This is a genomic window from Kordia sp., from assembly GCF_050633145.1.
Taxonomy (GTDB): domain Bacteria; phylum Bacteroidota; class Bacteroidia; order Flavobacteriales; family Flavobacteriaceae; genus Kordia.
Genome location: NZ_JBOEFY010000002.1, coordinates 197,459 through 213,496, shown reverse-complemented (window position 1 = coordinate 213,496; position 16,038 = coordinate 197,459). Strand labels below are relative to the sequence as shown.

Sequence of the window (16,038 nt, the reverse complement as noted above, 5' to 3'; positions counted from 1 at the left end):
TATACTTAATTAAAAAAATCACCGTTATTATAGTCTAAATCAAAAAACAACTATGTTATTATTTCAAACCGCAACGCCACCTGTTGAAAATACGGAACCTCAAGAAGAAACATTTTCAATTATACAATTGATTGTCGATGGAGGAATTGGAAGTATCGTTATTATAGGTATTTTGTTGCTAATGCTCGCAGTTGCATTATATATTTATTTTGAGCGAACATTTGCAATCAAAGCAGCTTCTAAAATTGATAAAAACTTCATGAATCAAATTCGTGATAATATCTCTGCAGGAAAACTAGACGCAGCAAAAATGTTGTGTGCGCAGACAGATTCTCCTGTAGCACGATTAACCGAAAAAGGAATCTCCCGAATAGGAAAACCTTTAGAAGATATTAATAAAGCCATTGAGAACGCAGGTACATTAGAAGTGTATAAACTCGAAAAGAATGTAAGTATTCTAGCAACAGTAGCGGGTGCAGGACCAATGATTGGATTCTTAGGAACGGTAATCGGTATGATTATCGCTTTCCGCGAAATGGCAACAAGTGGCGGTCAAGCCGAAATGGGGTCACTTGCAGGAGGTATTTATACTGCGATGACAACAACAGTTGCAGGTTTAATTGTGGGAATTATTGCGTATATTGGATACAATCACTTGGTTGTGAAAACGGACAAGGTTGTGCATCAAATGGAAGCAAATGCTGTAGATTTCTTAGATTTATTAAACGAACCTGTATAACGCAATTCTATGAAGTTAAGAGGTAGAAATAAAGTAAGTCCAGAATTTAGCATGTCGTCTATGACAGACATTGTATTCTTGTTATTGGTGTTTTTTATGTTAACATCGAATTCGCCAAATGCTCTTGATTTACTCTTACCAAAAGCAAAAGGGAAATCCACTAATACGCAAAATGTAGCGGTGAGTATCAAGAAGAATTTACAAGTATATATAGATTCTGATAGAGTAAGAGAAGGACAATTAGAAGCAAAACTAAAAGCAAAGTTGAGAGGGCAAAAAGAGCCAACCATTATATTAAGAGCTGAAGAAGGTGTGCCTATCGAAAAAGCTGTGAATATTATGGACATAGCTAATAAAAATAAATATAAAATCATTTTAGCTGTTCGACCGCAATAATGAGTTTGCTTGAAACGAGGAATAAGAAGTTTAATTTACCCTTCGTTTTTATTGCAGGTGTAATCTTTCTAGTTGGTTTAGCGTATTTCGCGAATTACTTAGAAAACCTATCGCAAGAAGCAACTAATGCTGAGGTTCGACAAGAGAAAGGTGAAAAAAATATAAAAATTCGAGTTGAAGAAAATTTAGATATTTTCCTTGATGGAACGAAAATTGATATCAATCAACTTGAAGAAACATTAAAAGTACAGTTTGAAGGTTGTGCAAATCCAGTCATGGAGCTAGAAGTTCAAAAGAACGTTTCTCTAGAAAAGGTGGCAAGTATTATGGAGATTGCAACAAAAAATAAGTATAAGCTCATTCTTAAAGCAGTATTAAAATAAAGTATTATGTCGATATTCAATACAGAACACAAACGAAAATCAGTTACCATTACAACGGTATTGATGATTATATTATTGCTGTTAATGTTTGTATTTGGAATGAAATACATGAATCCACCTGAAGAAAGTGGAATCGCTGTAAACTTCGGAACGACTGATGTGGGAAAAGGAAATGTAGAAACTAAAAAGAATCCAAAACCCGTAGCGGCTCCTAAGAAAGTAGAAGAAGTGCAGCCAGAAGAAACAGAACCTGTAGAAGAGGTGCAGCCAGATACATCAGCTTCTGAAGAAGTGGTAACGCAAGATTCGGAAGAAGCAATCGCAATAAAAAAAGCGGCAGAAGAAAAAAAGCGTAAGGCAGACGAAGAAGCTAAAGCCAAAGCTGAGGCAGATCGTATAGCTAAAGCCAAGGCTGACGCAGAAGCAAAAAAGAAAGCTGAAGAAGCTAAGAAAAAAGCTGACTTTGACGCCATGACAGAAGGTCTAAATAGTGAAGGTGGAACTGGAAATGATGAAGGAGAAGGAGAAGGTCCAGGTGATGGAGATGGAAATAAAGGTGATCCAAGAGGAGATCCATATGCAGCTAGTTACTACGGTGCGCCAGGTTCTGGAGATGGAGGAGCAGGTGGTTATGGTTTGAATGGAAGAAGTAAACTTGCAAGTAGTAAAGTTGTTCAAGAGTGTAACAAAGCTGGTACTATTGTAATTGCTATAAAAGTGAATAGAAGTGGGCAAGTTGTGTCTACTGAATATTCTCCGAAAGGTTCTACAAGTACTGAAACTTGCTTGATTGAAGCAGCTATCAAAACTGCAAAAACATATAAATGGAATGCAGATTCTAAGGCACCATCAAATCAAGTTGGTTTTATTGTAGTGAAGTTTAGACTTGGTCAATAATAGTGCTAATTACAAACAAAAAAGCAATGCAATGGTTAGAAGCACAATACGAAGCTTCTTATCAAAAAGTTGGTGCTTCAAAAAATACAGGAACTTGGGATGTAACGAAAATTACCAAGTTTGCTGAACACTTAAAAAATCCTCAAGGAAAATTTAAAAGTATTCATGTGGCTGGAACGAACGGAAAAGGTTCTACTAGTCACATGATTGCTTCTATACTTCAAGAAGCTGGCTATAAAGTTGGCTTGTATACATCACCACATTTAAAAGATTTTAGAGAACGCATTCGTATTAATGGCGAAATGATTACTTCGGAAGCAACAATTGAGTTTGTAAAAAAACATCAAACTTTTGTGGAAGCGGAACAACTCTCTTTTTTCGAATTAACTGTAGGAATGGCGTTTGATTACTTCGCTCAACAAAAAGTTGATATAGCAATCATAGAAGTCGGTTTAGGTGGTCGTTTAGATTCTACAAATATTATCACGCCAGAAATAAGTGTGATTACAAATATCGGATTGGATCATGTGAAGTTCTTAGGCGATACATTGTCAAAAATCGCTGCTGAAAAGGCGGGAATCATAAAAGAAAAAGTTCCTGTGGTTATTAGTGAATATCACAAAGAAACTTTTCCTGTATTTGTTAAAAAGGCTGCTGATGCGAATGCAGAATTATATTTGGCCGAAAGAACAATCTCAAAAAAATACAAAACAGATCTTTTAGGTGATTACCAGCAGAAAAATTACAAATCGGCAGTACAAGCTGTTCAGCTATTGAAAAGCTTTCAAATAGAAGATAAACACATTGAAAACGGATTGTTGAAAGTGGTTTCAAATACAAATTTACAAGGAAGATGGCAAATCATACATCAAGCACCGAAAACAATCTGTGATACGGCACACAACAAAGAGGGTTTGCAACTAGTGATGCAGCAATTACAAAAAGAACAATTTGAGCAATTGCACATTGTTTTTGGAGTTGTAAATGATAAAAATTTGGATCAAATCTTTTCGTTATTCCCTAAACAGGCAAATTATTATTTCTGTAGTCCAAAAATAAATCGAGCGCTACATACAAGCGAACTACAAAGAAAAGCAGCAGCGTATGATCTCGTGGGAAATGTATACGATTCAGTTTCAGAAGCCTATGCGGAAGCTAAAGACAAAGCTGCAAACACCGATGTCATTTACATTGGAGGAAGTACATTTGTGGTAGCTGAAATACTTTAAAATTTTTATGTTTAAATTTTGCTAGATATAAAATGTATTCTATATTTGCATCCGCAATACGCAATAAGGGTGATTAGCTCAGTTGGTTCAGAGCACCTGCCTTACAAGCAGGGGGTCACTGGTTCGAATCCAGTATTACCCACAAAATAAACTTATTGAAATTATAGTACGGGTGATTAGCTCAGCTGGTTCAGAGCATCTGCCTTACAAGCAGAGGGTCACTGGTTCGAATCCAGTATTACCCACAAAAAAAGCTTCTTTTAAAAGAAGCTTTTTTTTATTTATAACAAATCTAGAATCCGTTCCAAAGCCATTCCGCGAGAACCTTTAATTAGTAAAGTGCTGTTTTCTATTTTTGAAAAATGCTCTTTTAAAGATTCATATGTGTTATGGATGCTTATATTGGAATGTTTGCTTTTAGTAATTCCGAAGTTTTCTCCTATCAAGTATATGTGATTGATATTTAAAGAACCTGCATATTCATTAATAAATTGATGCTCTGCTGCAGCACTTTTCCCAAGTTCAAACATGTCACCTAAAAAAGCAATCTTTGAGTTGTCAGTTAAGTTTGAAAAGTTGTCAAGAGCAGCTTTCATACTTGTCGGATTTGCGTTGTATGCGTCTAAAATAATTTTATTGCCATTTTTATGTATAATCTGCGATCGGTTGTTAGAAGGGATATATGTCTCAATAGCTTCCTTGATTTTGATTAGATCAACATTAAAATAAGTGCCAATAGCAACGGCTGCTGCAATGTTTGAAAAATTATACGCACCAATTAGTTGACTTTGAATTTCGGTAGTGTTTACAATAGCCTTTACCATTGGATCTGCACTTTGAAAATGAATGGTTAAAGCGTGTTCTGCTGAGCTTCCGAAAGTGAAACGTTGTGCATTTTTAGTTCTTTCTACTTGTTTTGAATCTTCGCCATTAACAAAAATAAGTTTATCATTAGCTTTTAAATAATCGTAAAGTTCACTTTTTCCTTTAATGACACCTTCTACGCTGCCAAAACCTTCTAGGTGTGCTTTCCCAAAATTTGTGATATATCCAAAATCTGGTTCGGCGATGTTGCTTAAAAAAGCGATTTCTTGCTGATGATTTGCGCCCATTTCTACGATCCCGATTTCAGTCTCAGAATTCATTGAAAGTAGTGTAAGTGGTACGCCAATGTGATTATTTAGGTTTCCTTTAGTTGCTGTGGTTTTAAATTTCTTAGAAATCACGGCATTGATCAATTCTTTTGTAGTTGTTTTTCCGTTACTACCTGTAAGTCCAACAATGGGAATGTTTAGTTGTTTGCGATGGTAATTAGCAAGCTTTTGAAGTGTTTCTAATACATTTTTAACGAGTATTGTATGTTCTGATGATTGATATTCTTCTTCATCAATAACAGCATACGTAGCACCTTTTTCTAAAGCGTCTTTTGCATACTTATTTCCATTAAAATTTTCTCCTTTAAGAGCAAAGAAAATACAGTTAGAAGGAATGTTTCTAGAATCTGTTGATACAGTGGGATACTTTTTAAATATGGAATATAATTCTTCAATCATTGTGTTTAATTAAATAAAGTTAAAACGAAAAAAAGCCCTGATAGGTCAGGGCTTTTATATTCGTGCACATAAAAGTGTGTATATTTTTATTTTCTTGGACTCTTTCTTCCTTGTGCTTTTGAACCAACTCTAGACATTGCACATCTAAATCCGATGTACGAAGTTGCCATATATTCAGGGAAGGCTCTTCTTTGTGCAGGATCAATCCAGTAAGCTCTATCTTTCCATGAGCCACCTTTGTAAACTCTTACGTTGTCATCAATTAAAGTTGTTCTAGAGTTAGACTTGTCATATTGTCTTAATAATCCAGTTGAATCTTTTCCTACTGTGTGCTTAGGTGCGTTATACATACGTTTTGCATCAGATTCTCCATCTTCGTCTTCGTTGTATAAATCAAAATATCTAGAAGAAGATACATCACCATCACGATAGTTTCTGTTGTCAGACTTATCAAAGTTAGGTCTTAAATATGTTTCATTCTCATCAATTTCAACTTGCGCTAATTGACCAGGAAGGTTTCTTGGAATAATTCTTCCAGTTGCCATTGTGTCCATAGTCATTGTGCTAGTAGTTACAATTTCAGCTTTTCCTTCTTGATTAATTTTGTTTTTCGTGTATACATTTCCACGGTAGTAGTTAAAGTCACTTGCTTCATCATCTACGATTGGACGATATACATCAGAAACCCATTCTGCAACATTTCCTGCCATATCGTATAATCCAAAGTCATTTGGAGGATAAGATTTTACACGTGCAGTAATATCAGCACCATCATCAGACCAACCTGCAATTCCGCCATAATCACCCTTAGAGTTCTTAAAGTTAGCTAACTGATCTCCACGTCTTTTTCTGTTTCCACTTCTTGTGAATTCACCTTTCCATGGGTATTTTTTTCTACCACGTACATTATTGTACTCTCTTAAACCATCTAAGCCTTTAGCAGCATATTCCCACTCAGCTTCTGTTGGTAAACGATACTCAGGTAAGATAACACCAGAAGTTCTTTTAGCATACACATTCGTGTCTGTATCAGTAGAATCTTTTGATTTCTTATTTGCTTTATCAGCAATTCTTCCTTTATACTCGTCGATTTTTCCTCCGTAGGTTTTCTTAGGATCTGTTAAGTATGCTTCAGTACTGAAAGTAGCTTCAGGGCTTAAACTGTCAACAGATTTTGCACCTTTAGCAATATAACCTTCACGCTCTAAAACAGCTTCGTTAACTCTGTCAGTTCTCCACTGGCAGAATTGTACTGCTTGGACCCAGTTTACACCAACTACAGGATATTCTGCATATCCAGGGTGTCTTAAATAGTTGGTAGTCATCGTTTCGTTAAAACCTAAACGATTTCTCCATACTAATGTATCTGGTAAAGCTCCAGTATAAATGTTTCTGTAATTTTCATTTTCTGGTGGGAAAACAGTTTTTGTCCAATATAAGTACTCTGTGTACATTAAATTGGTAACTTCTGTTTCATCCATATAAAAAGACTGCACGTGTTGTTGGTTTGGAGTGTTATTCCAATCGTGCATAGGATCATCCTGAGTTTTTCCCATTGTAAAAGTACCACCTTCTACAAATACCAATCCAGGGGCTGTTTCCTGATCTTTATATTTAGTGTTGGCTGTGAATCCTCCATCTTTTCCATCAATGCGCCATCCTGTGGCTTTTGATGTGTTATTTGATGAAGATCTTTTACAGCTAAAAAATCCTAGTGAAACTACTGCGACAAGTAGCGTAATTTTGAATGTTCGCTTTTTCATAGTCAAGACTTGAGTATTGAAAGAAATTTAGGTTTGCAATATAGTAATTAAAGGTAAATTATCAAGATTTATTTCAAAAATTAATATGACAGTTTGCCTCAATTATAAATATCAATAGTTTTCATATAACGGGTACAGTTGTGATTTATTATTCTTAATTTTGTTTTTTTAAAAAATTAGCTAAAACATTGAATAATATTTCAGTGTATTTATCGTTAAATATGCAATGAAAAAAACTCTAACTTTTCTAATAGGCCTCCTTTTTATAAGTGTTCATGCTCAAAATAAACATTTTGACCTGACATGGAGTGACACACCAAAAGAATTTTTAAAAGAAAATTCATCTGTAAAACTGCCAACATTCAACGAAGATTATTTTGTTGTTAATGATAATGGTACCATTAGTTTTATTGCCCAATGGGATGATGATCGCTATGTGAATAAAAATTCAATGCAGCTTCAAAATGTTACCTATGGGGCGATTTCTAATCAAAACCTTGGCGCAATTGATAAACAAAAACTGCCAAATTCAATCCAAGCAAGAATTGTAAATTCTGGAGCTAGAGGGAAAAATGCACACATATTAATAGTATCTCCTTTAATTAATGAGAACGGAATTGTTAAAAAAGTACTCAGCTTTGACATTAGTTACAATTTCTTAGCTAACAGATCTCGATCCATAGGAAAAAACAATACGACCATTACAAGTTCAGTTTTGTCTAGCGGGAATTTTTATAAATTTTCGGTAGAAGAAACAGGGATTTATAGGTTGAGTGCTGACTTTTTAAATCAATTAGGTTTAAATACTGGAAACATCAATCCAAGAAAAATAAAAATTTATGGAAATGGTGGAAGAATGATTCCACATCTAAATTCTGCAAATGAACATTACGATGTTGCTGAAAATGCAATTACTGTTTTTGGTGAGGAAGATGGAGAGTTTAATGCAAATGATTATGTTTTGTTTTATGCTGAAGGACCAAGTAAATTCAATTCAGACAGTCAAACGCACATCAATGCATATACAGATAAAACTTATTATTTCATTACAGTAGATGGTGAAGATGGAAAACGAATTCCTGAAGCTGTGCAACCAACAGCAACTCCAGATGTAACAATTACTGAGTATGACGATTATCAATTTCATGAAGTAGATGTTGTAAATATTGTAAAACTGGGAAGAAGATGGTTTGGTGAGATATTTAATATTGAATCTGAGCAAACGTTTAATTTTACATTGCCAAATTTAGTAACTACCGAACCTGTACGTATTGGTATAAAACCAGCAGCAATATCTAATGGTGTTACAAATATGAATACCATTATTAATGGGCAACCTGCCGAAAATGTTGATGGACAACCTGCTTTCAATTTTATGTTTCCTCAAATTAATGATACTCGATTAGCGACAGAGCACAATGTTTCTGGGGTTAATTCAAATCGAAATGGACTTATCGAAGATGAAGTAAACCTTAGTTCAGGTGATTTAAGTATTACATTAAATTATGAAAATAACGGAATTGCAGGTTCTATAGCATACTTAGATTATATTTCGGTTGAATCTAAGCGAACACTTATGGGAGTTGACGATCAATTCACTTTTAAATATAATGACGCAAGAAATATTATAGGAATTGGAGAATTTGTCGTTTCAAACGCTTCAAAAATATACGAAGTTTGGGATATCACAGATATCTGGAATGTTACAAAAGTGACCAATACAACTTCTTCTGGTACATTCTCTTTTAAAGCAGCAATGGGTGAAGTAAGGCAATATATTGCAGGAGATTCATCACGATTTTTAATTCCAACAATTGAACCAAACAGTTTGGTTCCTAATCAAGACTTAAAAGGCTCTATTTTTGCAAACGGAGACATAGAATATATTATAATATCTCCTGAAAATCTTGCGGCACAAGCGGAACGTATTGCAGATTTCCACAGAGGAAACTCAGGAATGGTCGCCGAAGTAGTGACATTAAAAAGTATTTACAACGAATTCAATACAGGAAACCCTGATATTGGTGCTATTCGTAACTTCTTAAAGTATGTATACGACAATGCAAGTGTGCCAGAAAACCGTATAAAGTATGTATGTTTCTTTGGTGATGCTTCGTATGATTATAAAGATCGAATTCAAGGAAATACAAACATTGTTCCTGTGTTTCAAGCGTATGACAGCTTTAATTTAACGAGTGGTTTTATGACAGATGATTTCTACGGAATGATGGACGATGACGAAGGAACAATGGCAGTAACAGATCGTTTAGATATCGCTTTAGGAAGAATGTTACTTCTAGATGCAAATCAAGCTAAAAAGATTGTCGATAAAACCTTAGTATATTATAGTAAAGAAGCATTTGGTAGATGGAGAAATACCGTAACAATTGTTTCCGATGATGCAGAAAATAACTCAGATAGAGAATTAGAAGTCGATTTAGATGCGCTTGGAGATGTAATTTCTACCGAAAAGCCATTCATCAACATATCAAAAATACATTCAGATGCTTATGTGCAAGAATCATCTGCGGCTGGAGAGCGTTATCCGGAAGTAAATGAAGCCATCAAAGATAATATTGCTTTAGGTTCTTTAGTAGTAAATTATTTTGGACACGGAGGTGAAGATGGTTTAGCGGGAGAACGAATATTTGAAAAAGGAGACTCGCAAGAATTGGCAAATGATTGTCGCCTACCATTATTTATAACAATTACTTGTGAATATACGCGTTTCGACAATCCGCTACGTGAAACCGCAGGAGAATTTATGTTTTGGAATGAAAAAGGAGGAGCAGTTTCGTTATTAACAACGACAAGACAAATATTCCAAAACGTTGGTGTAAGTATCAACGAACTATTGGCTAGATATCTATTCTCATATGGTTCTAATGTATATGAACCTGTGTCGGAAGCATTACGTCAAACAAAAAACTTAGTTACAACAACTAACAAAAGAACGGTTTTCTTTATTGGAGATCCAGCAATGAAACTTGCCATTCCGCAACCAAGAGTAAATCTTACAGCGATCAATGATGTACCAATTACACAGCCAACAGATACGCTAAAAGCGTTAAGTAGAGTAAAAATGGCAGGAAACATTACTGATGATTCTGGAAACTTGATGGATACCTACAACGGAACTGTATTTTCAACTATATATGACAAAAAAATTCAACGTCAAACTTTAGCGAATGACATTCCTTTTGTCTTGGACTTTGAAACGCTAGGAGAAATAATATTTCGTGGAAAAGCAGCAGTTGTTGATGGAGAATTTGAATTCGAATTTGTAGTGCCGCGTGATATTACTATTCCTGTAGGGAACGGACGTATCAGCTTCTATGCAGAAAAAGAAGGTGTGTTGGAAGATAATACAGGGTATAATGAAAACTTCAAAGTAGGAGAACTTAATGAAGATGCACCAATAGATAATGATGCGCCAGTTATAAATTTATTCTTAAATGATGAAAGTTTTGTTTCTGGAGGAATTACAAACGAATCTCCATTCTTACTAGCTAAACTCTCCGATGCAAACGGAATCAATACAGCAAGTGGAATTGGTCATGATATTGTTGCTGTGCTAGATGGTGATGAAGTAAATCCAATTATTCTAAATGATTATTACGAAACCGAATTAAATGATTATACACGTGGAATTGTAAAATTCCCATTGCGTGACATAGAAGATGGTACACATACATTATCGCTAAAGGCATGGGATGTATACAATAACTCTTCTACTACAGAAATACAATTCACAGTTTTCAATGAAAATAATTCGTTGACTATTAATAATGTATTAAATTATCCAAACCCTTTTGTTAGTTACACAGAATTTTGGTTCAATCATAACAGTTCAAGCGAACTTGATATAATGATCCAAGTTTTTACAATTTCTGGAAAAGTAGTACGTACATTAGTAGGAAAAACAAACGCAGGAGCTAGTAGTAAGGATTTCAGTTCTTTATCAAGAGATATTGTCTGGGATGGTAAAGATGATTTTGGAGATAAATTGGCAAAAGGAGTCTACGTATACAAGATTACTGTAAAATCTCCGTTAACTAATCAGAAAGTTGAAAAATTTGAAAAACTTGTAATACTATAAATAAAAACTATATTTGTTAAAATTTAACTGAATGAAGAACATATTTTTATCCATATTGTGTTTAATCCCATTGGGAATGTTAGCACAAACTACGGTAGTAAATCCAAATGATACAAGAGTAATTACAACAGGAGTACCTTTTTTACTTATTACACCAGATGCTAGAGCAGGTGGAATGGGAGAACTAGGAGTTGCAACATCTCCCGATACGTATTCACAACAATGGAACCCAGCGAAATATGCTTTTGCAAAAGAACAAATTGGAGTAGGAATCAGTTATACACCATATTTAAGTGATTTAGTAAATGATATATTTCTTGGAAACTTAACATTTTACAACAGACTTAGTGAAAGAAGCGCATGGTCTGCAAGTATTAAATACTTTAGTTTAGGTGAAATTGAAATCATTACGCAGCAACAAGCTGATATTGGAAACTTTACACCATTAATTGAAAGACCAAACGAATTGGCAATTGACGCTTCGTATGCGTTACGTTTAAGTGATCAGTTTGCAATGTCGGTAACAGGTCGTTTCTTGCGATCAGACTTAAAACTACAATCGCAACCAGATGTAGAAGCAAATGCAGCGAGTACATTCGCAGTAGATATTGCTGGTTACTATCAATCGGAAGAAGTTGCCTATGACAGTTTTAATGGACGTTGGAGAGCTGGATTTAACATTTCAAACCTAGGGCCAAAATTAAAATATGACGAATTAGGACAAGAAAACTTCTTGCCTACACAATTAAAACTTGGAGGTGGATTTGATTTTATCTTTGACGAATACAACAAATTAGCTGTAAGTGTTGAAGTAAACAAACTATTAGTACCAACGCCACCAAAACTCGGATTCGTAGATTTAGACGATGATGGAAACCAAGATACAGACGATTTATCTACACCAGATGTAAACGAAAATGAACCAACAATCATTGTTGGTGGTCAAAGTGATGATGTAAGTTTTGTTTCAGGTATCTTTCAATCTTTTGGTGATGCACCAGATGGTTTTAGTGAAGAATTAAAAGAATTTACCTATGCTTTAGGAGCTGAATACTGGTATCAAGATTCATTTGCATTACGTGCAGGATACTTCAACGAAAGTGAAATAAAAGGAGCTAGGAAGTTCATTACACTTGGAGCTGGATTCAAATACAGTGCAGTAAAAATTGATGTATCATACTTATTCTCTGCTTCAAAAGTTAGAAATCCATTAGAAAATACATTGCGTTTTTCGCTAACATTCAACTTAGGAGAAACATACGACGAGTTATAAAACTCACTACATACAAATTACAAAAACCTTTCAAGTCGCTTGAAAGGTTTTTTGTTTTTAGAAGGTTTTTAAATATATCTGTTAGCGAAAATTTTTAATTCATGTTGATAAAAAGACTTAACAGTCAGATGTTTATAAGGGTGAATTTTAAATCAAAACAGTAAAACAAATCCATACTTCGATAGGTTTAGTATAAACGAATACCTAAAATACCTTAGACCCAATATCTAATACCTAGGGCACTGTTCAAAAATCCACAAAAAATCACTATCTTTCTAGGCTTTTTTGACAGTACCAAAATCAAAATAGCACATGATTCATGCAGGAAATAAAAATAACAACAACACTTACGTGTTATGACAACATAGAGGAGCTTCCTCAACACATTCAAAAATTAATGGAACATGCGGTTGAAGCCCGTAAAAAAGCATATGCACCATACTCAAAATTTAGAGTAGGCGCTGCGTTACAACTAGAAAATGGAGTAGTTGTTTCTGGAAGCAACCAAGAAAATGCAGCATATCCATCTGGCTTATGTGCAGAACGTGTGGCTATTTATCACGCTGGGGCGGAATATCCAAATGTGAAAATACAGCAAATTGCTATTTCGGCTACTTCTGATAATCACATTAACAAAACACCGATTCCACCATGTGGAGCATGTAGGCAAGCGATTGCAGAATACGAAATGCGACAAGATGAAGCTATTGAAATCTACTTTATGGGCGGAGAAGGAAAAATAATGAAATCCAATTCATTAAAAGACCTATTGCCGTTGATTTTTGATAAATCGTATTTATAAAAAACGTGAAGAAATTAGTTAAAATGTTAAAGATTTAAGTCTAAAGCGAATCTTGTAGATAACTTTATACTTTTCGATAACGTTTTCGAAAGAATAAATCGTGTTAAAAATGCGATAATTTGTCGCTACATTTTTTCACTTATCATTAAAATAGTATTTTTGTTACTTGTATATCAAACAAACAACAAGAATTTAGTAAACCCTAAAAAACGGATTTGCGATTCACGAAAATCACAAAGCCAACCAATTTGAAATAAATGGAAAAAATCACTAAAGAAGTATACCTCAAATGGTACGAGGATATGTTATTTTGGAGAAAATTTGAGGACAAGCTTGCCGCTGTATACATTCAGCAAAAAGTACGTGGATTTCTTCACTTATACAATGGTCAAGAAGCTGTATTAGCAGGATCTTTGCATGCAATGGATTTATCAAAAGATAAAATGATTACAGCATATAGGAATCACGTTCAACCAATAGGAATGGGCGTTGATCCAAAAAAAGTGATGGCAGAATTGTATGGAAAAGCTACAGGAACATCACAAGGTCTTGGAGGTTCTATGCATATTTTTGCGCCAGACAAAGGGTTTTATGGTGGACACGGAATTGTTGGTGGACAAATTCCATTAGGTGCAGGATTGGCATTTGCTGATAAATACTTTAAAAGAGGAGCTGTAACCTTATGTTATATGGGAGATGGAGCCGTTCGTCAAGGATCGTTACACGAAACATTCAACATGGCAATGAACTGGAAACTTCCAGTAGTATTCATTTGTGAAAACAACGGATATGCTATGGGAACTTCTGTAGAAAGAACAGCAAATCATACAGATATCTGGAAACTTGGTTTAGGATATGAAATGCCTTGTGGACCAGTAGACGGAATGAATCCTGTAAAAGTAGCAGAAGCTGTACACGAAGCTGTAGAAAGAGCAAGACGCGGTGACGGACCAACATTTTTAGAAATGAAAACCTACCGTTACAGAGGACATTCAATGTCTGATGCACAACACTACAGAACAAAAGACGAAGTAGCAGAATACAAAAAAATAGATCCTATTACGCAAGTAAAGGAAGTATTACTAGAAAAGGAATTCGCTACTGAAGATGATATCTCAGCAATGGATAAACGTGTGAAAGATTTAGTAAAAGAATGTGAAAAATTCGCTGAAGAATCTCCATATCCAGAGAAAAGCTTAATGTACGATGCAGTGTACGAACAAAAAGATTATCCATTTTTACCTCATAAACTATAATAAAACATGGCTGAAATTATAAACATGCCAAGACTAAGTGACACTATGGAAGAAGGTGTTGTAGCGTCATGGTTAAAGAAAGTAGGTGATAAAGTTGAAGAAGGTGACATTCTCGCAGAGATTGAAACTGACAAAGCAACAATGGAATTTGAGTCTTTCCATGAAGGAACATTACTTTATATAGGTGTTCAAGAAGGAGAAACTGCACCAGTAGACACTTTGTTAGCCATTATTGGTGAAAAAGGGGAAGATGTGGATGCTTTATTAAAAGGAGCAGGATCAGGAACAACAGCTACAGCTGAAGTTGTTGAAGAAAAACCAGCAGAAACAAAAGAAGTAGCGACTGAAAAAGTAGCAATGCCAGCAGGAGCAATTGTAGTAACAATGCCACGATTAAGTGATACGATGGAAGAAGGAACAGTTGCTTCTTGGTTAAAACAAGTTGGTGACAATGTAGAAGAAGGAGATATTCTTGCTGAAATCGAAACTGATAAAGCTACGATGGAGTTTGAATCTTTCAATGAAGGAACACTTTTATATATAGGAGTCAAAGAAGGAGAAACTGCACCAGTAGATAGTATATTAGCTGTAATTGGAGAAAAAGGAACTGATGTCGATACTGTATTAAAAGCAGCAACTTCGGGAAACGATTCATCAGCAGAAGCTCCAAAAGAAACTACAACAGCGCCAGCAGAAGTAAAAGCGGAAGCTCCAAAAGCTTCTGGAAACGTTTCTTCAAATGGTAGAATCATCGCTTCGCCATTGGCTAAGAAAATAGCAGCAGACAAAGGAATTGATTTATCGCAAGTACAAGGAAGTGGAGATCACGGACGTATTGTAAAACGTGACGTAGAAAACTTTACTCCTGCAGCGGTAGCAGCTCCAGTGGCAACACCAGCAAGTTCTGCTCCAGCAGCAAAAGAAACTGTTACAGTGACACCATTTGTGCCAGCAGGAGAAGAAAGTAGCGAAGAAGTGAAAAACTCGCAAATGCGTAAAACAATTGCACGTCGCTTAGGTGAATCTAAATTTGCCGCGCCACATTATTACCTTACGGTAGAATTGGACATGGACAACGCAATTGCTTCTAGAAAAACAATTAATGCAATTCCAGATATTAAAGTATCATTTAACGATATGATTGTAAAAGCCTGTGCAATGGCATTACGTAAGCATCCGCAAGTAAATACAACTTGGAGTGATGCATCCACAATCTATCACAAACACATTCACGTTGGAGTTGCAGTAGCAGTTGACGAAGGATTGTTAGTGCCAGTATTGAAATTTGCTGACCAAATGAGTCTAACAACCATTGGTGGTAAAGTTCGTGAATTGGCAGGGAAAGCAAGAAACAAAAAGATTTCTCCAGCAGAAATGGACGGAAGTACATTCACCATTTCTAACTTAGGAATGTTTGGAATCTTAGAATTCACTTCGATCATCAATCAGCCAAACTCAGCAATTTTATCGGTCGGAACTATTGTACAAAAACCAGTAGTGAAAAACGGAGAAATTGTAGTAGGAAATACAATGAAAGTAACACTAGCGTGCGATCACAGAACAGTAGATGGCGCAACAGGAGCACAATTTTTACAAACAGTAAAACAGTATGTAGAAAATCCTGTGACGATGTTAGCATAACAATATA

General features: G+C 35.2%; 12 protein-coding genes and 2 tRNA genes. 12 read left to right on the top strand and 2 right to left on the bottom strand.

Features of this window, described 5'->3' with window-relative positions:
• Positions 1 to 52 precede the first annotated feature (52 nt).
• The 7 genes from ACRBBL_RS01405 (at position 53) to ACRBBL_RS01375 (ending at position 3,889) form a co-directional block, all read left to right on the top strand.
• Positions 53 to 739 carry a MotA/TolQ/ExbB proton channel family protein gene (locus ACRBBL_RS01405; protein WP_431367240.1) on the top strand — a complete coding sequence of 229 codons (687 nt, stop codon included), beginning with the start codon at positions 53 to 55 and terminating at the stop codon, positions 737 to 739.
• Between the two features lie 9 nt (positions 740 to 748).
• Positions 749 to 1,135 (top strand): ExbD/TolR family protein, encoded by a 387-nt coding sequence (locus tag ACRBBL_RS01400; protein WP_431367239.1) that lies wholly within the window; start codon positions 749 to 751, stop codon positions 1,133 to 1,135.
• Positions 1,135 to 1,518 (top strand): ExbD/TolR family protein, encoded by a 384-nt coding sequence (locus tag ACRBBL_RS01395; protein ID WP_431367238.1) that lies wholly within the window; start codon positions 1,135 to 1,137, stop codon positions 1,516 to 1,518. Before ACRBBL_RS01400 ends, ACRBBL_RS01395 begins: the two co-directional genes overlap by 1 nt.
• Before the next feature lie 6 nt (positions 1,519 to 1,524).
• Entirely contained in the window at positions 1,525 to 2,415 is an 891-nt protein-coding gene (locus ACRBBL_RS01390) for an energy transducer TonB (protein ID WP_431367237.1), read from the top strand.
• A gap of 8 nt (positions 2,416 to 2,423) precedes the next feature.
• Positions 2,424 to 3,644 (top strand): bifunctional folylpolyglutamate synthase/dihydrofolate synthase, encoded by a 1,221-nt coding sequence (locus ACRBBL_RS01385; RefSeq protein ID WP_431367271.1) that lies wholly within the window; start codon positions 2,424 to 2,426, stop codon positions 3,642 to 3,644.
• A 67-nt stretch (positions 3,645 to 3,711) separates the two neighbouring features.
• Positions 3,712 to 3,786: transfer RNA gene (locus ACRBBL_RS01380), tRNA-Val, on the top strand.
• A 28-nt stretch (positions 3,787 to 3,814) separates the two neighbouring features.
• Positions 3,815 to 3,889, top strand: a tRNA-Val gene (locus ACRBBL_RS01375).
• A 36-nt stretch (positions 3,890 to 3,925) separates the two neighbouring features.
• On the opposite strand, the gene ACRBBL_RS01370 is transcribed toward ACRBBL_RS01375, so the two are convergent.
• On the bottom strand, positions 3,926 to 5,197 hold the full coding sequence (locus ACRBBL_RS01370; RefSeq protein WP_431367236.1) for a UDP-N-acetylmuramoyl-tripeptide--D-alanyl-D-alanine ligase: 1,272 nt from the start codon (positions 5,195 to 5,197) through the stop codon (positions 3,926 to 3,928).
• Positions 5,198 to 5,283: 86 nt separating this feature from the next.
• Positions 5,284 to 6,960 carry a gliding motility lipoprotein GldJ gene (gene gldJ, locus ACRBBL_RS01365; RefSeq protein WP_431367235.1) on the bottom strand — a complete coding sequence of 559 codons (1,677 nt, stop codon included), beginning with the start codon at positions 6,958 to 6,960 and terminating at the stop codon, positions 5,284 to 5,286.
• A gap of 226 nt (positions 6,961 to 7,186) precedes the next feature.
• Here gldJ and porU point away from each other — a divergent pair, with 226 nt between their 5' ends.
• The 5 genes from porU to ACRBBL_RS01340 all read left to right on the top strand — a co-directional run bounded on the left by porU (position 7,187) and on the right by ACRBBL_RS01340 (position 16,031).
• Positions 7,187 to 11,059: a type IX secretion system sortase PorU gene (porU, locus tag ACRBBL_RS01360; RefSeq protein ID WP_431367234.1), complete on the top strand. Its 3,873-nt coding sequence runs from the start codon at positions 7,187 to 7,189 to the stop codon at positions 11,057 to 11,059.
• 31 nt (positions 11,060 to 11,090) lie between these two features.
• Positions 11,091 to 12,332, top strand: coding sequence for a type IX secretion system outer membrane channel protein PorV (gene porV, locus ACRBBL_RS01355; RefSeq protein ID WP_431367233.1), 1,242 nt, complete (start codon positions 11,091 to 11,093; stop codon positions 12,330 to 12,332).
• A gap of 319 nt (positions 12,333 to 12,651) precedes the next feature.
• Positions 12,652 to 13,134: a cytidine deaminase gene (gene cdd, locus ACRBBL_RS01350; protein ID WP_431367232.1), complete on the top strand. Its 483-nt coding sequence runs from the start codon at positions 12,652 to 12,654 to the stop codon at positions 13,132 to 13,134.
• A 257-nt stretch (positions 13,135 to 13,391) separates the two neighbouring features.
• Positions 13,392 to 14,390 (top strand): pyruvate dehydrogenase (acetyl-transferring) E1 component subunit alpha, encoded by a 999-nt coding sequence (gene pdhA, locus ACRBBL_RS01345; RefSeq protein ID WP_431367231.1) that lies wholly within the window; start codon positions 13,392 to 13,394, stop codon positions 14,388 to 14,390.
• A gap of 6 nt (positions 14,391 to 14,396) precedes the next feature.
• Complete coding sequence (locus tag ACRBBL_RS01340) at positions 14,397 to 16,031, top strand: pyruvate dehydrogenase complex dihydrolipoamide acetyltransferase (RefSeq protein WP_431367230.1); 1,635 nt, start codon at positions 14,397 to 14,399, stop codon at positions 16,029 to 16,031.
• The last annotated feature ends 7 nt before the right edge of the window (positions 16,032 to 16,038 follow it).